16 protein-coding genes are annotated in these 24,138 nt (G+C 59.8%); 9 read left to right on the forward strand and 7 right to left on the reverse strand.

Annotated elements, in window-relative coordinates; genetic code table 11:
* Positions 1-8: 8 nt before the first annotated feature.
* The 3 genes from ACI77D_RS15725 to ACI77D_RS15735 all read right to left on the reverse strand — a co-directional run bounded on the left by ACI77D_RS15725 (position 9) and on the right by ACI77D_RS15735 (position 2,749).
* The gene (locus ACI77D_RS15725) at positions 9-920 is read right to left on the reverse strand and encodes a LysR substrate-binding domain-containing protein (protein ID WP_407016985.1); all 912 of its coding nucleotides are present in this window, start codon (positions 918-920) and stop codon (positions 9-11) included.
* A gap of 36 nt (positions 921-956) precedes the next feature.
* On the reverse strand, positions 957-1,646 hold the full coding sequence (locus tag ACI77D_RS15730) for a cysteine hydrolase family protein (RefSeq protein WP_407017003.1): 690 nt from the start codon (positions 1,644-1,646) through the stop codon (positions 957-959).
* Positions 1,647-1,843: 197 nt separating this feature from the next.
* Positions 1,844-2,749 (reverse strand): LysR family transcriptional regulator, encoded by a 906-nt coding sequence (locus tag ACI77D_RS15735; RefSeq protein WP_221294656.1) that lies wholly within the window; start codon positions 2,747-2,749, stop codon positions 1,844-1,846.
* A gap of 141 nt (positions 2,750-2,890) precedes the next feature.
* Between ACI77D_RS15735 and ACI77D_RS15740 the strand changes: the two genes are divergently transcribed.
* The 5 genes from ACI77D_RS15740 to ACI77D_RS15760 all read left to right on the forward strand — a co-directional run bounded on the left by ACI77D_RS15740 (position 2,891) and on the right by ACI77D_RS15760 (position 11,329).
* Positions 2,891-4,096: an MFS transporter gene (locus ACI77D_RS15740; protein ID WP_221294655.1), complete on the forward strand. Its 1,206-nt coding sequence runs from the start codon at positions 2,891-2,893 to the stop codon at positions 4,094-4,096.
* Positions 4,097-4,425: 329 nt separating this feature from the next.
* On the forward strand, positions 4,426-5,667 hold the full coding sequence (gene mexE / locus ACI77D_RS15745; protein WP_064452298.1) for a multidrug efflux RND transporter periplasmic adaptor subunit MexE: 1,242 nt from the start codon (positions 4,426-4,428) through the stop codon (positions 5,665-5,667).
* 15 nt (positions 5,668-5,682) lie between these two features.
* Complete coding sequence (locus ACI77D_RS15750; protein WP_407016986.1) at positions 5,683-8,862, forward strand: efflux RND transporter permease subunit; 3,180 nt, start codon at positions 5,683-5,685, stop codon at positions 8,860-8,862.
* Positions 8,859-10,274, forward strand: coding sequence for an efflux transporter outer membrane subunit (locus ACI77D_RS15755; protein ID WP_407016987.1), 1,416 nt, complete (start codon positions 8,859-8,861; stop codon positions 10,272-10,274). Before ACI77D_RS15750 ends, ACI77D_RS15755 begins: the two co-directional genes overlap by 4 nt.
* A 152-nt stretch (positions 10,275-10,426) precedes the next feature.
* Positions 10,427-11,329 (forward strand): lipase family protein, encoded by a 903-nt coding sequence (locus ACI77D_RS15760; RefSeq protein ID WP_407016988.1) that lies wholly within the window; start codon positions 10,427-10,429, stop codon positions 11,327-11,329.
* A gap of 7 nt (positions 11,330-11,336) precedes the next feature.
* Here the strand turns inward: ACI77D_RS15760 and ACI77D_RS15765 are convergent, their stop codons facing one another.
* From ACI77D_RS15765 to ACI77D_RS15775, 3 genes are all read right to left on the reverse strand, one after another.
* Entirely contained in the window at positions 11,337-13,037 is a 1,701-nt protein-coding gene (locus ACI77D_RS15765; protein ID WP_262667880.1) for an aspartate:alanine exchanger family transporter, read from the reverse strand.
* Positions 13,038-13,105: 68 nt separating this feature from the next.
* On the reverse strand, positions 13,106-14,536 hold the full coding sequence (locus tag ACI77D_RS15770) for a glutamate decarboxylase (RefSeq protein WP_407016989.1): 1,431 nt from the start codon (positions 14,534-14,536) through the stop codon (positions 13,106-13,108).
* 187 nt (positions 14,537-14,723) lie between these two features.
* Positions 14,724-15,746, reverse strand: coding sequence for an AraC family transcriptional regulator (locus ACI77D_RS15775; RefSeq protein WP_407016990.1), 1,023 nt, complete (start codon positions 15,744-15,746; stop codon positions 14,724-14,726).
* 167 nt (positions 15,747-15,913) lie between these two features.
* Here ACI77D_RS15775 and efeU point away from each other — a divergent pair, with 167 nt between their 5' ends.
* Genes efeU through efeO (ACI77D_RS15795) form a run of 4 tightly spaced genes read left to right on the forward strand, consistent with a single transcriptional unit; the run spans position 15,914 to position 20,138 of the window.
* Positions 15,914-16,759 (forward strand): iron uptake transporter permease EfeU, encoded by an 846-nt coding sequence (gene efeU, locus ACI77D_RS15780; RefSeq protein ID WP_064452292.1) that lies wholly within the window; start codon positions 15,914-15,916, stop codon positions 16,757-16,759.
* A 10-nt stretch (positions 16,760-16,769) separates the two neighbouring features.
* Positions 16,770-17,972 carry an iron uptake system protein EfeO gene (gene efeO, locus ACI77D_RS15785; RefSeq protein ID WP_064452291.1) on the forward strand — a complete coding sequence of 401 codons (1,203 nt, stop codon included), beginning with the start codon at positions 16,770-16,772 and terminating at the stop codon, positions 17,970-17,972.
* A 14-nt stretch (positions 17,973-17,986) separates the two neighbouring features.
* Complete coding sequence (gene efeB, locus ACI77D_RS15790) at positions 17,987-19,294, forward strand: iron uptake transporter deferrochelatase/peroxidase subunit (protein ID WP_221294652.1); 1,308 nt, start codon at positions 17,987-17,989, stop codon at positions 19,292-19,294.
* A gap of 25 nt (positions 19,295-19,319) precedes the next feature.
* On the forward strand, positions 19,320-20,138 hold the full coding sequence (gene efeO / locus ACI77D_RS15795) for an iron uptake system protein EfeO (protein WP_064452289.1): 819 nt from the start codon (positions 19,320-19,322) through the stop codon (positions 20,136-20,138).
* Positions 20,139-20,203: 65 nt separating this feature from the next.
* Here efeO (ACI77D_RS15795) and ACI77D_RS15800 read toward each other — a convergent pair whose 3' ends face one another.
* Entirely contained in the window at positions 20,204-24,058 is a 3,855-nt protein-coding gene (locus ACI77D_RS15800) for a hypothetical protein (protein WP_407016991.1), read from the reverse strand.
* Between the last annotated feature and the right edge of the window lie 80 nt (positions 24,059-24,138).

The following is a 24,138-nucleotide window of genomic DNA, read 5'->3' on the forward strand; positions in this document are numbered from 1 at the left end:
ATTGAAAATTATCCGTGACCGCTTACGGCTTGCCCTCGGGACGCGTAGAAGTCGGCCATGTAATCGACAAACGCCCTGACGTTGGGCGCCAGATACCGCGATTGCGGATAGAGCGCGAAGTAATGCCGTTGGCCCAGCGAATAGTTGGGCAGAATGGAGACGAGTTGCCCTTGCGCAAAATTAGCGCGCACGGTGGCCTGGGTAAAACACGCGATGCCGGCGCCGGCCAGTGCGGCGGCGTGCAAGGCGCTGAGGGTGTTGGTCTTGAACTGCCCCGTTGGCGTGACCTTGACCGGTGCACCGCGTGGCGGGCACAGCTCCCAGTCGGATGAGGCGCCGATAAACGCCAGCAAGCGATGGCCGTCGAGTTCCTGGGCTGTGCGTGGCAAACCGTGGCTGTTTACATAGGCCGGAGAAGCTACCAGGACCAGCTTTGAAACCGTCAGGGTGCGCGCGACCAGCGTGGTGTCAGCCAGTGCACTGGCGATACGGATAGCCACATCGAACCCTTCGGCGACCAGATCAACGAACTGATCGTCGCAGCACAGCTCAAGTTCGATATCGGGGTAGCGCTTCTGGAAACCCGGCACCCAGTGCGGCAGGTCCAGCGTGCCGACCACCAGGGGCACGCTGACCCGCAACAGGCCGTTGGGTTGCTGATGCCCCTGCGCCATGGCCATGGCGGCCGCATCCAGGCGATCGAGAATATCGACGCACGCTGCGAAGTAGAGCTCTCCGGGGCGGGTCAGGCTGAAACGCCGGGTGTTGCGGTTGATCAACTGAACGCCCAGTTCAACTTCCAGTTGCTGCAATTGCCGGGAAATCGTCGAGTGGGTTGTGTCGAGCCGCTCTGCCGCGGCAGAGAAGCCCTTGGCCTCGACGATGCACCGAAAGGCGCGCATGGCAGATAACTGGTTCATGAAGCGAATGTGACTCCAGGCGAGCAGTCCGGTGGATCAGTGCACGGGCAAGGCAACGATTTGCGCGGTGGTCAGCACCGAACCGAAGGTGTCTTCGATTTCCGCCAGCGCCGCGTTGTGCAACGCGTCCTTGGACACCGAATCCCCATTGTCGCGAGTGATTGCGCGGGTTGCAGTGGCATCGGATGCTACCACAACGTCGTAGCCCAACGGCACCGCGTCACGCGCGGCACCGGCGACACAGGCGTGGGTCATCAGGCCGGAAATGATCAGTGTCTTGATTCCGGCTTTCTTCAACTGGGCGTCGATATCGGTGCTGGCGAACACACTCACCGTGGTTTTTTGAATGACTTTGTCCTGTGGACGCGGCTGCATCAACGGGTGGAAGTTCACCGTTTTACCGTCCTTGGCAAACACCGCTGCGCCCTCCGGAGCCACGTGTTGCACGTGGATCACCGGGATATGTTGCTTGTCGGCAAACGCGATCAGGCGCTGGGCGTTGTCCAGGGCTTTCATGCCATCCGGGATCGGCATGCGGCCCGTGAAGTATTCGTTCTGGAAGTCGATCACCAGCAGCGCGGTGGTTTTCGGGTCCAACTGGTCGGTCGGTTTGGCACCGAACATGGCGCGGATGGTCGGCTGCGGACTGGCCTGAGCCTCAGCGGCCACGGCACATTGGCCGAGGCTCATCAGCAGGCCAAGGCCGGCGATGACGGATTTAAGCATGTGCGGCACGGCGACGGCGTTTGCGGCGCGCAGAGTCAATTGAGAAGTAGCAATGGCGTGGGACATGAGCGGGTTTCCTTAAGCAGTCGTCGGGTTGACGAGGCCAGCTTAAGCAGGCCCTACTGTTTGATCCACGCACATAAGCAAACAATACCTGTGCTATTTCTGCACATATTTAAAGTCAAGCGACCGCTCACTCAAGCCCCCAGCCCCGTAACCAGCGCATCAACTACCGCGCGAATCTTGGGCAGCGCCTGGCGATTTTTAACCCAGGCCACATTGATCTCCATTCCCGTGATTGCCAGTTTCGGCAACACCTCAACCAGCGTCCCGTCCCGCAATGGTTGCTCGATCAGCCATGACGGCAACTGTGCGATACCGCAGCCTGCCAGTGCGGCCATCATCAATCCGTCACCATTCCCCATCACCAGGTGCGCAGCGATTTGCCTGTGGCGTGTTTCGCCCTGCTCGCCGGCGTAACGCCAAGGGCTGATGCTCCCGTCAATCCAGCCATAGGCAATGCACCGATGATGCTCAAGGTCGCGCTCCGCGTGTGGGGTGCCATGGCGAGCCAGATACGCAGGGGATGCACACAAAACATGCCGCTCACGGTTGAGCAGCCGGTGCTCTACCGTCTCCGGCCAGGTGTGTGCGTCGCCAATGCGCACCACGATGTCCACGCCTTCCTTGAGCGGGTCGATAAAACCATCTGAGAAAGAGATATGCGGTATCAGCAATGGATGATCCTTCACCCACTGCAGAAGGATCGGTAACACCTGTGCGCGGCCAAATGCGCTGGGCAGGTCAATGCGCACACGCCCGCGAGGCTCGGTGTTTTCTGCCTGAAGTGATAACTCCGCTTCTTCCAGGTCTGCCAGTACGCCGGTGCAGGTGCGCAGAAACGCAACACCGGCATCCGTCAGCGATAACGTGCGCGTGGTGCGCTCGAACAGTCTGGCGCCCAGGCGCGTTTCCAGGCGCGCGATGTTTTTACTGATGGCAGAGGCCGTCAGGTGCATTTTCTCGGCCGCTGCCGTGAAGCTGCCGTACTGCGCGACGCAGACAAACACATCGATGCCCTTCAAGCGTTCGGAGGAAAACACAGACGTTCCTTATTCATGAATTCATTTCCAATATATTGATAAAAAGCATCCTAAATCAGAACCAGGATCAAAAGTAAGCTGCACCTTTCCGAGCGAGCGAATCATGACGCTTGCACCTTATAAATGGACGATGAGGCTCGAATGCTGGCAACGCTGAAAAACTACCCGCTCACCCTCAACCTGCTGCTGTGTGCCTCACTGGTATTAACCCTCGCCCGCGCAATTACGCTGCCCTACCTGGTCATCTATTTATCGGGCCACTTTGAATTGAGCATCGCCGACATCGGCCTGGTCATTGGCAGCACGCTCATCATTGGCTCGCTGCTGAGCCTGTATGGCGGTTTTCTAGTGGACAGAATGTCCAGTTACCGGCTTATTCTCACGTTCTGCGGCGTGTTCACGCTGAGCTTTCTCGGCGCGTATGTCGCGCCCGCGCTCTGGCTGTTTTACCTGTGCCTGGTGTCAGTCAACCTGGCCTATGCCGTGATTGATATTGCAGTGAAGGCCGGATTTGGCAGCCTGCTCCCCGTCGATCAGCGCAGCGAAGTGTTTTCGATCAAATACACGCTGACCAATATCGGTTATGCCGTCGGGCCGTTTCTGGGCGCGGGGTTGGCCGCCGTGGATACCAGCCTGCCCTTTCTGATGTCAGCAGGGCTTGGCGCCGGGTTCTTTTTTATCTATTTCGTGTGGGGCGACAGGTGCCTGGTAACGGTCGACGCAAACCGGCCGCCCACGCCGTTCCTGGCAGTCGGCAAACTGCTGCTGCGTGATTACCGCCTGGTGTGCTTTACCTTGGGCGGGCTATTGAGTGCGGTGGTGTTCGGCCAATTCACTGCCTATCTCTCGCAGTACCTGATAGTCACCTCCACGCCCCAGGCGACCTACCGGATTATCAGCACGGTTGTGGCAACCAATGCCCTGATGGTGATCAGCTTGCAATACGGCCTGGGCAAACGGATTACCCATCGGTACTTGAACGTGTGGCTGGCGGCCGGCCTCAGCCTGTTTATCGTCGGGCTGGGCGGGTTCGCGCTGTCCACCACACTGTTGATGTGGGTGCTGTCCATGGCCATTTTCACCCTGGGTGAAATTATCGTGTTCCCCGCCGAATACATGTTCATCGACAACATTGCGCCGAATCATCTGCGCGGCATGTATTACGCCGCGCAGAACCTCAGCAACGTCGGCGCGGCATTGGGCCCCGTACTGTGCGGATGGGTGCTGGCAACGCAGCCGGCTCACTACATTTTCTACATGCTGGTACTTTTTATAATCGGCGGTGGGATGCTGTATCTGCTGGGCGTTTCCCTGTCAGGTGCCCTCACCGCCAAACCGGTGAAGTGAGCGCCTTCGAGCGTCCTGGCGGGGTATACGATCGGTTGCGTCAAATTACCACCCGGGCTGACGCCTGCGGCCAGGTTGATACTGTTCAAGCGGCTCGCAATGCAAGCTGGCCAGCGACAGCGCGACGTTGGCCGTGTTCCTTGCAAGCTGCGCAATACACCTTTGTCATCAAGCCCATTGATAGCTCCCTAACGAAACCCGCATCCTAGAGGGCTAATCTCGCGCTTATATCATTCCGAATGATAGTTACCTTTGCTTCATTCGATTCGTGACATAGCACCTCGCCGCGCATGATCCGCCCATCTCAAATACATTGGCGGATGCACCTCATGGAACAGTCACTCAAACATTTGCGCTTCCCCTTGGCGATTTTGGCCGTGGTGGTGATGAGCGCGTGCGGCAAAACTCCGGAACAAGCGGCCGCCATGCCCCCTGCAAAAATCAGTGTGGCCAAGGTGCTCGAACAACCGGTAAACGAGTGGGATGAATTCACCGGTCGCCTGGAAGCGCCGGAAACCGTGCAGATTCGTCCGCGCGTGTCCGGCCAGATCGACCAAGTGGCGTTCATCGAAGGCGCCCTGGTGAAGAAAGGCGATGTGCTGTTCCAGATCGACCCGCGTCCGTTCCAGGCTGAAGTGCGCCGCCTCGAAGCCCAGCTTGCCCAAACCAAAGCCGCCGCCAGCCGTAGCGATAATGAAGCGCAACGGGGCGAACGCCTGCGTCAGAGCAACGCGATTTCCGCCGAACTGGCCGACTCGCGCACCACCGCTGCCCAGGAAGCCCGCGCCGCTGTCGCCGGGATTCAGGCGCAGTTGGACCTGGCCAAGCTCAACCTGAGCTTTACCCGCGTGACCTCGCCGATCAGCGGCCGCGTCAGCCGTGCCGAAATCACCGCCGGCAACCTGGTGACCGCCGACGTCACCGCACTCACCAGCGTGGTCTCCACCGACAAGGTCTACGCCTACTTCGACGCCGATGAGCGCGTGTACCTCAAGTACACCGAGCTGGCCCGCCAAGGCCGTCGTGGCGCAACAACGCCTGTGTACCTGGGCCTGTCCAACGAAACCGGCAACCCGCACCTGGGCCAGATGAACTTCGTCGACAACCAGGTCAACCCGGCCACCGGCACCATCCGTGGCCGCGCCGTGTTCGATAACAGCAAGGGCGAATACACACCTGGTCTGTATGCCCGCTTGAAGCTGGTTGGCAGCGGCACCTACTCCGCCGTGTTGATCAACGACGAAGCGGTCGGCACCGACCTGGGCAAGAAGTTCGTGCTGGTGATGGACGGCGACAAACCGGCTTATCGCTCGGTGGAACTGGGGCCGAAGATTGAAGGCTTGCGCATCGTACGCAGCGGTTTGAACAAGGACGACACCATCGTCGTGAAGGGCTTGCAGCGCATTCGTCCGGGGTCGCCGGTTGCACCGGAAACCATCCCGATGGCCAGCAAGGAAACCCTCGCCGCCTTGGCACAACAACGACAAGCGCTTGAAGCCAGCAACCTGGAGCAAGTGGCGCCGGATAAAGCCGCGCCCAAAGTTGCCAGCGTCGCGACTCCACGCGGTTAAGGGATACAACTCAAGATGAATTTTTCCAAGTTCTTCATTTCACGGCCGATCTTCGCAGCGGTGCTGTCGCTGTTGATCCTGATCGCCGGTGCAATCTCGCTGTTCCAACTGCCGATCAGCGAATACCCGGAAGTGGTGCCACCGACCGTCGTGGTGCGTGCCAACTTCCCGGGTGCCAACCCCAAAGTCATCGGTGAAACCGTGGCCGCTCCCCTGGAGCAAGCCATCACCGGCGTCGAGAACATGCTGTACATGTCCTCGCAGTCCACCGCCGACGGCAAACTGACCCTGACCATCACCTTTGCCCTGGGCACCGACCTGGACAACGCGCAGGTGCAGGTGCAAAACCGTGTGACGCGGACTCAGCCGAAACTGCCTGAGGAAGTGACCCGCATCGGTATCACCGTGGACAAGGCTTCCCCGGACCTGACCATGGTGGTGCACTTGACCTCACCGGATCAGCGTTACGACATGCTGTATCTGTCCAACTACGCCTTGCTCAATGTGAAGGATGAGCTGGCACGCCTGGGCGGTGTGGGTGATGTGCAGCTGTTCGGCATGGGCGACTACTCCCTGCGTGTATGGCTGGACCCGAACAAGACCGCGTCGCGCAACCTGACCGCCACTGATGTCGTGAATGCGATCCGCGAACAGAACCGTCAAGTGGCCGCCGGTGCCCTGGGTGCGCAACCTGCGCCGAATGCCACCAGCTTCCAGTTGTCGGTGAACACTCAGGGCCGTCTGGTGACGGAAGAAGAGTTCGAGAACATCATCATTCGCGCAGGCGATAACGGTGAAATCACGCGCCTGAAGGACATCGCACGGGTCGAGCTGGGTTCCAGCCAATACGCCCTGCGTTCGTTGCTCAACAACCAGCCGGCCGTGGCGATCCCGATCTTCCAGCGCCCAGGCTCCAACGCCATCGAGATCTCCAACGAAGTGCGCGGCAAGATGGAAGAGCTGAAAAAGAACTTCCCGCAAGGGATGGACTACAGCATCGTCTATGACCCGACCATCTTCGTGCGTGGTTCCATCGAAGCGGTGGTGCACACCCTGTTCGAAGCACTGATCCTCGTGGTGCTGGTGGTGATTCTGTTCCTGCAAACCTGGCGCGCCTCGATCATTCCATTGGTGGCGGTGCCAGTCTCGTTGATCGGTACTTTTGCGGTGATGCACCTGTTTGGCTTCTCGCTTAACGCGCTGTCGCTGTTCGGCCTGGTACTGGCGATCGGTATCGTGGTGGACGACGCCATCGTGGTGGTGGAGAACGTCGAGCGTAATATCGAGTTGGGATTGGAACCGTTCCAGGCCACTGAAAAAGCCATGAGCGAAGTGACCGGCCCGATCATCGCCACAGCGTTGGTGCTGTGTGCGGTGTTCATTCCAGCAGCCTTTATCAGCGGCTTGACCGGGCAGTTCTATAAGCAGTTCGCGTTGACCATTGCGATCTCGACGGTAATTTCGGCCTTCAACTCGCTGACCTTGTCCCCTGCCCTCGCCGCCGTGTTGCTGCGCGGTCATGATGCGCCGAAGGATCGCTTCTCCAAGGTGCTCGACAAGATTTTCGGCGGCTGGTTGTTCCGTCCCTTCAACCGCTTCTTCGTCAAGGCCAGCCACGGTTATGTCGGCACCGTACGCCGGGTTATTCGTGGCAGCGGTATCGCGTTGTTCCTTTACGCCGGTTTGATGGTGCTTACCTGGTTCGGTTTTGCCCACACCCCGACCGGTTTCGTGCCGGCCCAGGACAAGCAATACCTGGTGGCCTTCGCGCAATTGCCGGACGCTGCGAGCCTGGACCGCACTGAAGATGTGATCAAGCGCATGTCCGACATCGCGCTGAAGCAACCGGGCGTGGAAAGCGCCGTAGCGTTCCCGGGCCTGTCGATCAACGGTTTCACCAACAGCCCGAACAGCGGCATCGTGTTCGTGACCTTGAAGCCGTTCGACGAACGTAAAGACCCGAGCATGTCTGCAGGTGCGATTGCCGGTGCACTGAACGGCAAGTACAGCGGCATCGAAGAAGCCTACATGGCGATCTTCCCACCGCCGCCGGTACAGGGCCTGGGCACGATTGGCGGGTTCCGCCTGCAGATCGAAGACCGTGGCAACCTGGGGTATGACGAGCTGTACAAAGAAGTGCAGAACATCATCACCAAGAGCCGTACCACGCCGGAGTTGTTCGGCCTGTTCACCAGCTACACGGTCAACGTGCCCCAGGTCGATGCTGCCATCGACCGCGAAAAGGCCAAGACCCACGGCGTGGCGGTCAGCGACATCTTCGACACCCTGCAGATCTACCTGGGTTCGTTGTATGCCAACGACTTCAACCGCTTCGGCCGTACCTATCAAGTCAACGTGCAGGCTGAGCAGCAGTTCCGCCAGGATGAAGACCAGATCGGCCACTTGAAAGTGCGTAACAACAAAGGCGAGATGATCCCGCTGGCGACCTTCATCAAGGTCAGCGACACCTCGGGCCCTGACCGCGTGATGCACTACAACGGCTTTATCACCGCCGAAATCAACGGCAACGCCGCACCGGGCTACAGCTCCGGCCAGGCCCAGGCGGCGATTGAAAAGCTGCTGAAAGAGGAACTGCCCAACGGCATGACCTACGAGTGGACCGACCTGACTTATCAGCAAATCCTCTCGGGCAACACTGCACTGTTCGTGTTCCCGCTCTGCGTACTGCTGGCGTTCCTGGTACTGGCGGCCCAGTACGAAAGCTGGAGCCTGCCATTGGCGGTGATCCTGATCGTACCGATGACGCTGCTGTCGGCCATTACCGGGGTGATCATCTCCGGCGGCGACAACAACATCTTCACCCAGATCGGCTTGATCGTACTGGTGGGCCTGGCGTGTAAGAACGCGATTCTGATCGTCGAGTTTGCCAAGGATAAACAGGCCGAGGGGCTCGATCCGCTCGCTGCGGTACTGGAAGCCTGCCGTCTGCGTCTGCGGCCGATCCTGATGACCTCGTTCGCCTTCATCATGGGTGTGGTGCCACTGGTGTTGTCCAGCGGTGCCGGTGCCGAGATGCGTCATGCCATGGGCGTGGCGGTGTTCTCCGGGATGATCGGGGTGACCTTCTTCGGCCTGTTGCTGACGCCAGTGTTCTACGTATTGATCCGTCGCTATGTGGAGCGCAGCGAAGCGCGCAAAGCGGCCAAGGCCTTGAAGCTGGAGACACAGCAATGAGCGTGAAAACATTCCTGCCTAGCCTGCTGGTATTGGCGCTGAGCGCCTGCGCCGTCGGCCCGGACTACAAAACCGAGAAGCTTGCGGCTGCCAATATCACGGCCGCCGCCGACACCAAAAGCTATGACCATGCCCAGTACGAAGGCATCTGGTGGCAGCAGTTCGAGGACCCTACCCTCAACCAATTGGTGACCCAGTCGCTGAGCGGTAACCGCGACCTGCGTGTCGCGTTCGCCCGTCTGCGAGCCGCCCGCGCGATTCGCGATGACGCGGCCAACGACATCATGCCGGTGGTGACCAGCCGTGCCAGCAGCGACGTGGGCAAAGGCCAGATTCCCGGCCAGACCACCAAGCGAGTCAACAGCGAACGCTACGACCTGGGCCTGGACATGGCCTGGGAAGTCGACTTGTTCGGCCGCATCCGCCGCAACCTCGAAGCCAGCGACGCTGACCAACAGGTGGCGGAAGCCGACCTGTACCAACTGCAAGTCACCATGATTGCCGAGTTGGTGGACGCCTACGGCCAACTGCGCGGCGCTCAACTGCGCGAACGCATCGCCCTGGACAACCTGAAGAACCAGCAGGAATCGCGCACCATCACCGTCAGCCTGCGTGATGCCGGCGTCGGCGACCAACTCGACGTGGAACGCGCCGATGCCCGCCTGGCGGCGGTTGAAGCCAGCGTGCCGCAACTGCAAGCCGAGCAAGTGCGCGAGCGTAACCGCATCGCCACCCTCCTCGGCCAGCGCCCCGACAAGCTGACCGTGGACCTGAGCCCGAAAGACCTGCCGGCGATTGCCAAGGCGTTGCCAATCGGTGACCCGGGGCAACTGCTGCAACGTCGCCCGGACATTCTCAGTGCCGAACGCAAACTGGCCGCCGCTACTGCCCGTATCGGTGTGGCCAAGGCGGACCTGTTCCCGCGGGTCAGCCTCAGCGGCTTCCTCGGCTTTACCGCCGGGCGCGGTTCGCAGATCGGCTCGGCGGCCGCGAATGCCTGGTCCCTCGGCCCGAGCATCACCTGGGCGGCGTTTGACCTGGGCAGCGTGCGTGCGCGTTTGCGCGGCGCGAATGCCGAGGCCGATGGCGCCCTGGCGACGTATGAGCAGCAAGTATTGCTGGCGCTGGAAGAATCGGAAAATGCCTTCAGTGATTACGGCAAACGCCAGCAGCGTCTGGTCTCGCTGATTCGTCAAAGTGAATCCAGCCGCGCCGCCGCCGACCTTGCCGCGATCCGTTATCGCGAAGGGACGGTGGACTTTCTGGTGCTGCTCGACGCGCAACGTGAGCGCCTGGCGGCGGAAGACTCACAGGCACAGGCCGAAGTGGATTTGTATCGCGGGATTGTCGCGATCTACAAAGCCCTCGGTGGTGGCTGGCAGCCGGACACCGTCGTCGCCAGCAGCAAGTGAGGTAAAGAGCTCCTTTGGTTGGTCGCATCCAGCCAATTTTTTAGCCCTGCGGTCCATTCGGTCGCGGGGCTTTTTTTATAGCGGATTCAGCAGGTTTAACACGGATCTTGTGCTTCACTCCTTCACAGTGATGACTTCACAAGGAGCCCGAGATGGATCGACTTTCTGCTGCCCCCTACGCATTACTGGTGATGTACGCCTGGGACCTGTGCGACATCAACCCTCGCCAGATTCCGCCACAGATCGACCCACGCATCAACGAAACGGGATGGAACGTGGTGGGATTTATCTCAGGCTCGGACGACATCCTGATATCTGGCCTTGGCTTGAGGTCGACCATGCTCGGCGCCTCTGACGACCAGCGCAGTCGCGTCTGCTACGGCTATGTCGCCCAGCGTAACGTCCAGGGCCAGGACCAGTACGTGGTGGCGATACGCGGCACCGACGGTGCGCAGGAATGGGGTGACGACCTCGATTTCCTGATGATGAACCACCCCAACCCGAAAGCCGGGCTGGTGGATCAGGGTTTTTGGGACATCTACCGGACGATGCAATTCCACGGCGCGGACGGTGCGTCGCCGGTGCCGCTGGCGCTCGGCATCAGCCAACTCACGACCGCCAACCCGCCGATGGTGTTGGGACACAGCCTGGGGTCGGCCCTCGCAACCTACCTGACCCTCGACCTGAACCTGCAAGGCTGTAAGGCGAGTGCCTGCCTGTTTGCCTCGCCAAAAACCGGTAACAAGACGTTCGTGGACTTCTTCGAGACTCAAGTCGGCAACTACGACCTCTTCAACTATGCACGCGATGTTGTGCCGACCGTCCCAAAGAGTGACATATTGCATTTCTCCGCCTACTACGCGTTGTTGCAGGCCAAGACAATTCCCGCCGGTGCTTCAAGTCTCGGGATTAAGGACAACCCCCTGTGCAATCACCACCTGATTTGCTATACGGCGCTGCTTGATCCTTTGGCCTATAAGCAAGCCATGGCGGACCCCGGCTGCACCGCCGACGACCGACAGTGCGCACAGTGTGTTGTGCCTGGAGCCTCCTGAACCGGCGTCAGCGTGCGAGAACCATCGCGAAGTAGCCAAACACCGTCAGCAAAATCCCCGACACCGCATACGCCACTGGAAAACCGATCCAGGGCACGCTGCTGTCGATCTCCTTGGCGGCTTCACGTGCTGGCCCGGAATGGCTACGCGCCCCCGCCACACCGCCCATGAGGATCGCCGGGTTGATCTTGAACACGTGAAACCCCACCGCCCATACGATAAACGGCGGAATGGTGCAGGCCACAAAGCCCAGCACAAAGATCTTCAACGCGATGATCGGGCTAATTTGTGAAACCAGATTAGCCCCGGCATTCACCCCTACGATCGCGACAAAGAAAATCAGCCCCATGTCCTCAAGAATGTTGCGTGCCGCGTTGGGTGTATTGCCAAAAAAGCGCACTCGCGACACCAGTGACGACACGATAATCCCCGACACCAGCAAGCCGCCCGCGTTGCCCAGGCCCACCGCTGCACCGAACGCCGGCACTTGGATCAGGCCGATCAGCAAGCCCAATACCATGCCCAACGATAGCGTCAGCAAATCGGTCGCGGTACTCGGCCGCCCTGCCTTGCCCAGTAACGCCGTGGCTTTGTCGATGGCCGTACGCAGGCCGATCAGGTGCATCACATCCAAGCGTTGCAGGCGTGTTTCCAGCCCCACGGGAATGGGCGCGCCGCCGCGCTCGATACCCACCAGTTGCACTTGTCCGGCAATCGACGACTGGCTGAACTGCTTGAGCTGCTTGCCGATCGCGTCGCGGTGGGTCACCAGAATCACCGCCTCATCCAGCGGGATATTAAGCGCCCGGGCATCCGGCACTTCCGGCCCGATCAGGCCCATGTGATCCGTCAGCGCATCAAGGCTGCCCCCCAGCGCAATGATATCGCCCAGTTGCAGCACCAGTGCCGGATCGGCCCCGAGCAACTGGTCGCCGCGCTCGACATTCTCGATCTGGTACAGCTCAAATTGTTGGCGAAACTGCGCGATGGTTTGCCCCACCCATTCACTGTTTACCAATCGATAGGCGCGCAGGTCAAAAGGCCGATAGCCACTGAGCCCGGCGTCGTCAACGTTCGGCACGCCATGCTCCACCTCATACGCCTTGGCCGCCTTGCGTGCATCCACTCCCCACCAGCGCGGCAGGTATTTGCAGATCAGGATGATGCCGACCGTGCCCCAGATGTAAGTGATGCCATAGGACAGCGCGATCATGGCCGTCGCCGCTGCGGCGGTGGTGCCCGGTGGCAGCGGCACGACGCCGGAAGTGATGGCTTGTTCCGCCGAACCGATGGCCGCCGACATGGTTTGTGAACCGGCAAGAATACCGCCGGCCGCACCCACCGGCAGCGACAACAGCTTCACCCCCAACACCACGATGCCCAAGCCGAGGAACGACGAAAGAATCGCCAGAAAGGTGAATTTCAACCCATCGCCCTTCAGGCTATTGATAAACGAGGGACCGACCCGCAACCCTACGCCGTACATGAACAGGTAATAAAACAGGCTCTTGGTGAAGTTATCGAGCTCGAAATGCACGCCGTAGTAAGACGCCCACGTCGCAATGGCGCAGCCTATGACGATAGCCCCGGCCACCGCCCCCAAGCCGTAACCTTTGATGGTGCCGCGCCCGACCCAGACGGACAGGCCGACCACCAGGAACAGCAGAATATAGGGGTTGTCGTGCAGGAAATTGAAGAAGGCTGTCACGATGATTCGTACCTTGCGATGAAACGCTAAAGGCACCGGGCCTCAGGCCCGGTGAAGATGCAATGCGTTCAGGCGAGGTTCGGGGTGTCGGCCGGGATGACCGGCTCAGCAATCGCACCGTGGCTGAAGCTCGGCCCGGCGTCGGAATTCAACACCGGGTTTTTCTGCAAGTAGGCAATGGCCTTGCGCAGGTCTTCAAGCAACAGCGCCACCAGGTCGCGGCTCACGCCATGGCGAACCAGGATGCGCTGCACCACGACGCTCTGGCGATCTGACGGCAGCGGGTACGACGCGATCTGCCAACCGCGCATGCGCACGCGCTCGGACAGGTCATACAGGCTGAATCCATGGTCAATGCCGTCCTTGAGTTTGTAACAGACCGCCGGCAGCCCGTCCTTGCCGTGGTACACCAACTCCAGCGGGGCGAATTTGACGATTTCCGAGGCGAGCCATTGCGCCGTGTCGGAGCAGGCCTGCTGAATACGCGTATAGCCATCACGCCCGAGCCGCAGGAAGTTGTAGTACTGGGCAATGATTTCACCACCCGGCCGGCTGAAGTTAAGGGCGAAGGTCGCCATATTGCCGCCCAGATAATCCACGTAGAAGATCAGCTCTTCCGGCAAGTCGGCGGTGGAACGCCAAATGACCCAGCCCACGCCAAGCGGCGCCAGCCCGTACTTGTGGCCCGACGCGTTGATCGATTTGACCCGTTCGATCACAAAGTCCCATTGCAGCGTCTGCTGGATGAACGGGGCGATAAACCCGCCACTCGCCGCATCAACATGTATCGGGATATCCAGGCCGAGATCGCGCTGCATCGAATCCAGCTCGGCGGCCAGCGCGGCGACAGGCTCGTAGATACCCGTGAAGGTCACGCCCAAGGTCGCGACCACGCCGATGGTGTTCTCGTCGCAATATTCTCGCAGGTCGGCCGGAAGCAGGCCCAAGGCGTCGCCGCGCAAGGGCACTTCACGAATTTCCACATCAAAATAACGCGCGAATTTTTTCCAGCAAATCTGCACCGGGCCGCACACGAAGTTCGGTTTGTCGGTCGGCAGGCCAGCGGCTTCACGACGCTTCTTCCAGCTCCACTTCAGGGCCAGGCCACCAAGCATGGCGGCTTCGCTGGAACCTGTGGTCGAACAGCCAACGGTTTGCCAGGATTTGGGCGCATGCCAGAGGTCGGCGATGATGTGCACGCAACGGTTTTCAATCTCGGCGGTTTGCGGGTACTCGTCCTTGTCGATCATGTTCTTGTCGAGGGCATCGGCCATCAACTGCTTCACTTCGGGCTCGACCCACGTGGTGCAGAAGGTTGCCAGGTTCTGCCGCGAGTTACCGTCAAGCAACAGCTCATCGCGCACCAGGTTGTAGGCCGCCGACGGCGTAGTCGAGTGATCAGGCAAACGGTACTTGGGCAAGGTGTGCTGGGACGAGCCGCTCGAATACACATCTTCGATGGCTTGGTCTTGAGTTTCTACGGTTTTGTGAAGTGCCATGAAATCCTGCTCTTGAATGAGGGAAATGGCGTAGACGTTGATCGCGACAAGTGCCGATCAGGCTGCGTCAGGGGCAAGCGATGGAACGGTCGCGCCGACTATCACACATAATCCGGCGCCGGAAAGTGCCCCAGATCATTGAAACCATGGGTCTGCGGTCAGAGAGGGTCGGTCGCTTGCAAGTGACCTATTGGCTTATCGCTTCGTTCAATATCAAACTGCGGTAATGCCCGGGGTTGGACCCCGACCACTTGCGAAACGCCTTGTAGAACGAACTGGTGTCGGCAAACCCCAACCGCCCGGCGATTTCGGCAAAACTGACCTGTGGCTCAGCCAGCCAGACAATCGCCAGTTCCTTGCGCACGCTGTCTTTAAGGCCCTGATAGGTCTGGCCTTCATCCGCCAGGCGGCGGCGCAGGGTCGACGCCGAGATGCACAGGCTGGCGGCCAGGCCGTCGGTTTCCGGCCACATGTCAGGCGGCATCTGGCGCAGGTCGTTCTTGATGCGAGTAGCCAGGCTATCCGGATCACGGTATTTGACCAGGATGTTGGCCGGCGCATGCGCGAGAAAACGCTTGAGGTCCTCCGGGCTGCGCTTGATCGGCAGGTCCAGGCAGTCGGCAGAAAAGATCATGCGCGTGCGCGGCCGGTCAAACCGCAGGTTGTCGGAGAACATCACCCGATAATCGTCACAGAAGTCCGGCTGCGGGCAACGCAGCTCAATGGCCAGGATCGGAATGCGTCGCCCCGCCAGCCAGCAGGCGACGCCATGGACGATCATCCAATAAGTGAAATAGGTAAACGCCCGCTTGGGCTCCAACTCGGGCTCCAGCAACACAATTTCTGCCAGGCTTTGCTGGCGCACCAGTTGAGCGGGCATCTGCTCAAGCATCAGCGACAGAAAACCCAGGCCGGTTTCCAGGCTTGTGTCCAGACTGGGCTGCGCCATTGCGGCGCGGCACAGGAACGCCAGGCTGCCGGACTTGAGCTTGCGCGGGTCCATGCCGAAGAACTCATCATCCAGGCGCCGCGCCAACAAGCGCCACAGGCGCGCGTACGCCGTTGCCGGCACCCGAGCATTGGGCTGCTGCAGCCATGCCGGGGCGATCCCGACCTTGCTCAACGCTTCAACCGTGGCCGCGCCGGGGGCGCAACTTTGCAGTAAGGCCTCACGGACAAGATGGATGGAGATGGTGTCTTTTTCCGCCATGGGGGTTGGGCTATTCAACGCTACAAAAGAGGATGAGCATCATAAGGGCGGTTGCGATTCGCCACCACCGTTCAGCCGCAGTTCAGCAAAGGTCGACATTCAGTGTTTAGTAATGAGTATCATTATGTTACAAATTAGCATCTTCTACAGTCTTGATGCGGTGCCGAATGCTCGTTCCCTTTTTAATCATGCTGCGCGAAGGCATTGAAGCCGCATTGATCGTTGGCATCATCGCCAGCTACCTGCAACAAACCGGTCGCGGCCAGTGGATGCCCGCCGTGTGGATCGGCGTGTTCCTTGCCGCCGCCCTCGCCTTGCTGGTAGGCGGTGGTCTGGAGCTGGTCAGCGCTGAATTCCCGCAAAAACAACAGGAACTGTTCGAAGGTGTCGTAGGCCTGGTCGCCGTGGGCATTCTCAGTTCCATGGTGTTCTGGATGCGCAAAGTAGCGCGCTCGATCAAACATTCCCTGCATGCATCCCTGGACCACGCGCTCACAGGCTCCAGGCATCAGGTGATTGCGCTGATCGCCATGGTGTTTTTCGCCGTGGCCCGCGAAGGCCTGGAAACGGTGTTCTTCCTGCTGGCGGTGTTCCAGCAGAGCGAAGGCCCGGGCGCACCGATTGGCGCCCTGCTCGGCCTGATCCTGGCGATCATCGTCGGGTTCCTGATCTACAGCGGCAGCATGCGCCTGAACCTCGGCGCGTTTTTCCGCTGGACCGGCCTGTTCATCCTCGTGGTAGCCGCCGGCATTCTGGCCAATTCGGTGCAGGCCCTGCACGAAGCCGGTGTGTGGAACCACCTGCAAACCGTGCTGTTCGACTTCAGTGCCGCGCTGCCGATGGACAGCCCGCTGGGGTCAGTCCTGGCCGGTATGTTCGGTTACCAGGAAGCGCCAACGGTCAGCACCCTGGGCGCCTATCTGATTTATCTGGTGGTGGCGCTGGTGATGTTCTTCCTGCCCTCGCCCCCCGCCAGGCCCGTCGCCAACCCCTCTTCCGTTTCCAGCCAGTAAGGACCGTCTCTTGTCCAACCAAACCCCTCAATCGGCACCGCCTTCCCGCGCCTTGCGCTGGGCGGTGGCCGGCTCGGTGGTGGTGATGATCGCCGCCGGCGCGCTGTTCTACTACGCCTCACAGTTGGCCGCGGCCAAACGCCAGACCAACCACGATGAAATTGCCGTGACCATCCATGGACACGCCTGCGAACCCAACGAACTGACCGTGCCCGCCGGGCGCGCGAGTTTTCGCATCATCAACCGCTCCGACCGCGCGGTGGAATGGGAAATCCTCGACGGTGTGCTGGTGATAGAAGAGCGCGAAAATATCGCCCCGGGTTTAAGCCAGATCATCAACGCCAACCTGCTGCCCGGCGACTATGCGATCACGTGCGGTTTGCTGAGCAACCCGCGCGGTACCTTGCACGTCACACCGACGGCGGCGTCCGATGCCCAGGCCAAGGCCAAGCCGTCGATGGTGGCCTTTATCGGCCCGCTGTCGGAGTTCCGCGTGTACCTGAGCAGCCAAGGCAGTGCACTGATCAAGGCGGTAACCGCGCTGCAGCAAGCCATTGAGGCCGGCGACCTGGCCCAGGCCCAGGCACTGTATGTGCCGGCCCGCGAGGCGTATCAGCGACTGGCGCCGGCCTCGCAACGCCTGGCCGAGCTGGATAACGCGATCAACGCCCGCGCCGACTACTTTGAAAAGCGCGAGCAAGACCCTGCCTTCAGCGGCTTCCACCGCCTTGAATACAGCCTGTTCAAGCAGCGCAGCCTGGATGGCCTGGCGCCGGTTGCTCAACGCCTGGTCAGCGACGTCACCGCGCTCAAGCAACAACTGCTGGCCCAGTCGCTGCCACCCGAGCAACTGGTGAGCATTGTGGTGCGCAACCTCAATAGCCTGGCGGATGTTCGTGCCGCCAGCGGTGAAGAGGAACGCTACAGCCATATCGACTTGAACGGCTTTGCCGCCAACCTTGAAGCCGCCCACAAGGTGGTGGAGTTGATGCGACCGTTGTTGACCAAGTCCGCTGCTGACGTGCTGCCGAAAATCGACAGCGCCCTCGAAGCGTTCGATGCCGAACTCAATGGGTTCAAGGTCAACAACGGCTACAGCGCGTATGACAGCGTTACCGCCGATCAGCGCAAGCAGATCGCCGACAAGGCCAAGGCTCTGGCCGTTGCACTCGATGGAATCGACCCCGCCCTTGGCCTTTCCGGCCTGCAGTGAAGACGACCTAACACATGAGTGATTCAGAACAATTTTCCGCGCAACGCCGCCGGGTCCTGCTCGGCATGGCCGCCACCGGCGCAGCGATTGCCGGCAGCACCCTGACCTGCCCGGCCATGGCGGCCGCCGCCGCCGAACAGGTCACTACCGCACCGCGCAGTGACAAGACCCAGGACCATCAGGACTTTTTCGGCAAGCACCAGAGCGGCATCGTCACTCCGCGCCCGGCCTGCGGCATGCTCGTAGCGTTTGATGTGCTGGCCAGCGACCGCGAAGATTTGGAGCGCCTGTTCCGCACGTTGAACGAGCGCATCAGCTTCCTGATGACGGGCGGCACCGTGCCGCAAGTCGACCCGAAACTGCCACCCACCGACTCCGGCATCCTCGGCCCGGTCGTGACACCGGATAACCTGACGATCACCGTCTCCGTCGGCGAGTCGCTCTTCGATGAGCGTTTCGGCCTCACTGCCGTCAAACCCAAGCGCCTGATCCGCATGGTCGGCTTCCCCAATGATGCGTTGGAACCGGCGCAGTGCCACGGCGACCTGAGCCTGCAATTTTCCTCCAATACGCCGGACACCAATATCCACGCCCTGCGCGACATCGTGAAGAACCTGCCGGACCTGCTGCTGGTGCGCTGGAAGCAGGAAGGCAGCGTACCGCCCCAGGCCCCCGCCAAACCGGGTGAGCCTGCGCAGAGCGCGCGTAACTTCCTGGGCTTTCGTGACGGTTCGGCCAACCCGAACTCCAACGACGACAAGGCCATGGACCAGATTGTCTGGGTGCAGCCCGGCAGCGACGAACCCGCCTGGGCCGCCAATGGCAGCTATCAGGCCGTGCGGATCATCCGCAACTTTGTCGAGCGCTGGGACCGTACTCCGCTGCAAGAACAGGAAAGCATCATCGGCCGCGTCAAACCCACGGGCGCGCCGATGGATGGCGACAAAGAAACCCAGGTCCCCGACTACAGCAAGGACCCGGAAGGCAAGTTGACCAAGCTCGATGCCCACATCCGCCTGGCCAACCCACGCACCCCGCAGACTCAGGCCAACCTGATCCTGCGTCGGCCGTTCAACTACTCCAACGGCGTCAACAAAAACGGTCAGCTGGACATGGGGCTGTTGTTCATCTGCTACCAGGCTGACCTGGAGAAAGGCTTTATCAGCGTGCAAACCCGCCTCAACGGCGAGCCCCTGGAGGAATACCTCAAGCCGGTCGGCGGCGGGTACTTCTTCACCTTGCCAGGGGTGGCGGGCCCCAAGGATTTCATTGGGCGCACGCTACTTGCTGCAACGCACCCTCAAACCACTGCCAACACTTAAAACAAACTCAGAGCGGATACGTCACATGAAGAAGTCGATTATCGCGTTGTCGTTGTTAATGACCCTTTCGCCGCTGGCAGCGTTCGCCGCGACTGCGCCGCTGGACCTGGTAGGCCCGGTATCGGACTACAAGATCTACGTCACCGAAGAAATCGGTGAGCTGGTCACCCAGACCAAAGCGTTCACCGATGCTATCAACCAAGGCGACCTGGCCACCGCCAAGAAGCTCTACGCGCCAACCCGCGTGCACTATGAGTCCATCGAGCCGATAGCCGAGCTATTCAGCGACCTCGACGCCTCGATCGACTCACGCGTTGATGACCACGAAAAAGGCGTGACCGCCGAAGACTTCACCGGCTTCCACCGCATCGAGTACGTGCTGTTCTCCCAGAACACCACCAAAGGCCTGGAAACGCTGACCGCCAAGCTCAACACCGACGTCAACGACCTGAAAACCCGGGTCGATGGCCTGACCTTCCCGCCCGAAAAAGTCGTCGGCGGTGCCGCAGCATTGCTGGAAGAAGTCGCCGCCACCAAGATCTCCGGTGAAGAAGACCGCTACAGCCACACCGACCTGTATGACTTCCAGGGCAACATCGACGGCGCGAAGAAAATCGTCGACCTGTTCCGTGGCCAGCTCGAGAAGCAAGACAAGGCCTTCCTGGCCAAGGTCGACAAGAACTTCGCCACCGTGGACAAAATCCTGGCCAAGTACAAAACCAAGGATGGTGGCTACGAGACCTACGACAAGGTCAAGGAAACCGACCGCAAGGCCCTGGTGGGTCCGGTCAATACCTTGGCTGAAGACCTTTCCACCTTGCGTGGCAAGCTGGGTCTGAACTGATAACAAACTCCCGCGCCATGCACCTGGACGAGTCGTAGAGTGCATGGCACGGGGCCTGTGAGCGCTTAACTCACCGGTGAGTCCGGCGTGAAGTCTTGCAATGGAGCGCCAGTGGGCTGCTGCGTGACGGGGTCAATCGCGTACCACAGTGTGTCTATTTGCACCGCGCGCAATGCGCAATTTTGACTCACTCCCAACTGGCTTGACGGGTACGTACTGGCCTCCTGCCCCACGGGCTGAGGGTACAACGTGTCATAGACCCCAAGCCCCCATCGGCACTTTTCAAAGGCCGTGGTCGTCAGATAGAAACCTTTCCCGACAGGCACCAACTTACCTGCCAATACTTGTCGGGTTGCACCGATTGCTTTGGGGCCGATCCTCAAGACATCAGAAACTCCGTCGAGCGGATTGAACAGACTGCGAAAGAATGGCGCAACGCCTTTCACCGCCCGCAGGGTGAATGCAGTGCCGCTGAACGGAACAATCGCCTTGAGCCCCTTGAAAAAGTTTCTTGCCCCGGCCAACCCTCCAGTAAATGCGAATGAAGCGAAGTCGATCAACAACCCTTTGAACCCTGCGCCAATGTTGCCGTCGCCGATATCGGCAACAGCCCCCACAAACGGGATAAGGCTTAACACCGTTCTCAGGTTTTCATGGGTAAAGACTTTCCCGGAATCAAACGGATAGGTGCGTCTTTTCCGCAGCTTTGTCGGCTCGTTGGCGTAATCGAGCAACGCCTGGCGTTTGCCATCGAACGTGGCGGCGACGATAGCCTTGGCTATATCGTTGGTTTTTCTCGAAGCCCAACTGTTGGGCACATAAACAGGTGTGACGTTGGACCGCCTCGGCGCAGCCTGACCCGGCAACGTTTGCCCGAACTTTTCGATAATGGCCTTGGTTCGCACCCCAGGGCGCAGCTCGCTCCCCGTCTGGTAGGCCTGGAAGTCAAAGTCAACCGGTGCCGCCTTACGAAAGTCCACAGATATGTGTGCGAAAGGGCCATAGGGAACCGAATCTTTTTCAACCACACCGTCCAACTTGAGCTCAGAGAACAGCAGGTGGCGTTTGGACACCTTCATTGAGCCTGGGAACATTTCGAGATAGGTGTATCCCCCTTCTTCTCCTTTGTTCTTGTAACGCAGCAGAACGCCGCGCTTGGCCCTCTTGTCGGCAACCTTCGAGTCCTTCCCCTGATCCCGTTCCAGGGGCTCCCCGGTCTCTTCCCGCAATGTGAAGATCTCCACATCACCGGACTCCAACCCCTGGCGCACATCCAGCGGTGCGTTGGCGATCATCAGCTTGATCACGGTTTCTTCTGCACGACGACTGTCGGCCAGGTATTGATCCACAGCAGGCGTCACCAGCGACGCAATTGACGCAAGCTTGCTGATCCTATCGTTAAAGGTTTCCTGAGAAACCTTGGGGTGGATGAATCTGTATTTTTTGTCTTGGGCAAATACCTTGTTCAACACCTCGCCCAGGAGCGTCAGAGGGTCCAGACTCGCTTGTTGTGTAAGGATCACATCGGTCAAGCGCAGCTGGCGTGGCTCCAGGTGCCCTTCATTTCTAGGGTTGTACGGCGTGTCGGTATCAAGTTCGAGTTTGAAGTTGGCGATTTCTTCTTGGGTCATTTCAGGAAACAGCAGCGCCAATTGATCGATCAACAGGCTCGTCTGGCTGGGCGGCTCACTGGTCAGGCTCTGGAAAGCTGTGTGAGTACTGTTTTCTCGGTCGGCGAACGCCTGCGCGGCGGCGCTGTAATCCCCAGCAGAGTAAAACCCATCGGACCTCTTGGGAAATACACCACTCATCACGGCCCAATCCAGCAGCGTCGGTGCCCCGAGGCATTTTATCAACGTCTCGTGTTCCAGCCCCATGGGATTGAGCCGGGTAAGGGCCTGAGCCTGGGTGATATTCAACGATCGTGAACTACCCGCCCCACCCAGTTTATCCGCCATGGCACAACCAAGGCGCAGGTTCATCCAAGCGGTCGAACCCATGCTGACTTGCCCGGGTGACAACTTGAGCGACTCAGGCGCCTGTGCCGACACGCCGGGGTCGGGTTTAACCAGAAACTCGGGGGCCGCCTGTGCCAACAACAGATGGGCGATCAGAGGTGCCATCTTGGCGTCGGCAACTTTACTTTCCAATTGGGTTTCAATATCGCCGCGTACCTCGTCCAACGTGCGGCCAAGGTTGTTGGGCTGATAAATGTCGTAGCCGGCAACCACCCCAGGCTTGCCGGGCAGCTCGGCACCGGCGCCGGCCTTGATGGCGGCCGCCAGGAGTTGATGACGGGTTGCCCGTGAGAGCGGCTGGCCACCTTTGACCTCCGCCATATTCAGCCGCTGGGCCAGTGCCTGGGCCCCGGCGACAGCGTGGGGCGAGTCGAAAAACCCTTGCAGTTGCAGGTCCCGATCATTCGGCAAATCTGTTCTGGCCATATGGCTGACCAACAGTTGAGTCACCGAGCCAGGCCCGATAGATGCCGCCCTCAACACGATCAAATCATTCGACGACAGCGCACCTGGAGCCCAGGTATAGGGTGACAATCCGCCAAAGTCCCCTGCCGTTGGCGGGGGTGGCAACCGAGTGGTCAGCCAGGCAATGGCCGAGTTCACTTGCGCAACCGTTTCGGGGCTCCCCAACCCGGAAAAACTCAGCAGTTGCCGTAGGTCGTACAGGGGGCGCGAATACACGACGTTTCCGGTTGCCTTGCTCCTCTCTACGAGTTGATTGAAGTCGTTATTGAGGCTGTGGATAGCGGCTTTTTCGGCCGGACTACCGCCCACTGAAACTTTGCTGATCTCATCGTCCAGAAAGACGTGTAGAGAGATCCATTGATTAGCGGCGTCACGCAATTCGAGGTTGCCGTTGGATAGCCTGTAAATGGTATCCGCGCCGCCAAGGCCCGTCTTCTCTATGAAGGTCTTGAACGCTGGCATCGCCAGCCATTCAACGAAGCGTTCACGGGGTAGCTGGATTTTTTGCGCCAACGTCGATTCAGGGTAAATGACTGCAGACAGGTCGCTCAGGTTGAGCGTGTCTCCTTCGTTTTTATCTGCGACCTGTGCCTGCAGTTGTGACGCCAGTTGCGAGCGAACATCGACGTCAGTGCTTTTCTGCGAAAGCTGCTCGAACCGTTGGCGCCATTCGTTACGTGTTTCGTTGGATATAGCCGGCCAACCGGCTTTTTTAAGCCGCTCGCCAAGCTGCTTTCCATCTGTTGGGGCGCTGGGCATGTTTACACCGTAAAAATGCAGGATCGCGTTTAAATCCCGGAAAGGGACCGCTTCATTTCCCGGCAGCAATACCCCTAAATCATCCGGGCGCAGCTTTTTCACAGCCTCGCTGACTTTTGCGCCGACCTGCCACCAACCTGACCCGTCGGTAGTGGTGAACCTTCGCGTTACCGTTTCGCCCTCAACCACCACCGAGCCTGCTACCCCGTCGCTGAAAACACGCACCGTCGATACATCCAGGCCTTTGGCGTTAAGCCACGCCTGCACCGGCGGCTCGCGCACTGCGTCGATGAAGGCCTCAATGAAAGGGCTGATCGAGGCGTTTGGAGGAAAGGGGTTGGCTCTGAGCTTGCCGGTAAGCAGCAAGTGGGTGAGGGTTTTCTGCAGATTGGCATCGGCTTGTTTTGCGGGCTCGGACGCTGGGTAAACCATGGGTTTGCGCACGGGGTCTGCCGAGGGAGCCTCGCGCTTTGAGCGTATCGAGTGTTGTTCGAACCCCACTTGTTTCAGTTGGCCGCCCCACTGCTGTAGCGCGCCGGCAACCGATGACTTTTCACTCGCGTCCGGCCGGTCCTGAGCCCTCGGCGCGCTGGAGGGATTAAGCGGTTTCGCCTCACCATTACTAGCTGCCGAAACATAAGCAGGCATAGCTGTACGGCTTACAGAAACTGTCGACATTTCAAGTTCTCTTCACGTTTAACCGCAAGAGTTCTTGTCCTTAAGAACTACCAACAAAAAGCCTAAGAGAGAACCCAAAG

Origin of the sequence: Pseudomonas sp. O39 (genome assembly GCF_045447295.1) — a bacterium.
GTDB lineage: Bacteria > Pseudomonadota > Gammaproteobacteria > Pseudomonadales > Pseudomonadaceae > Aquipseudomonas > Aquipseudomonas antarctica_A.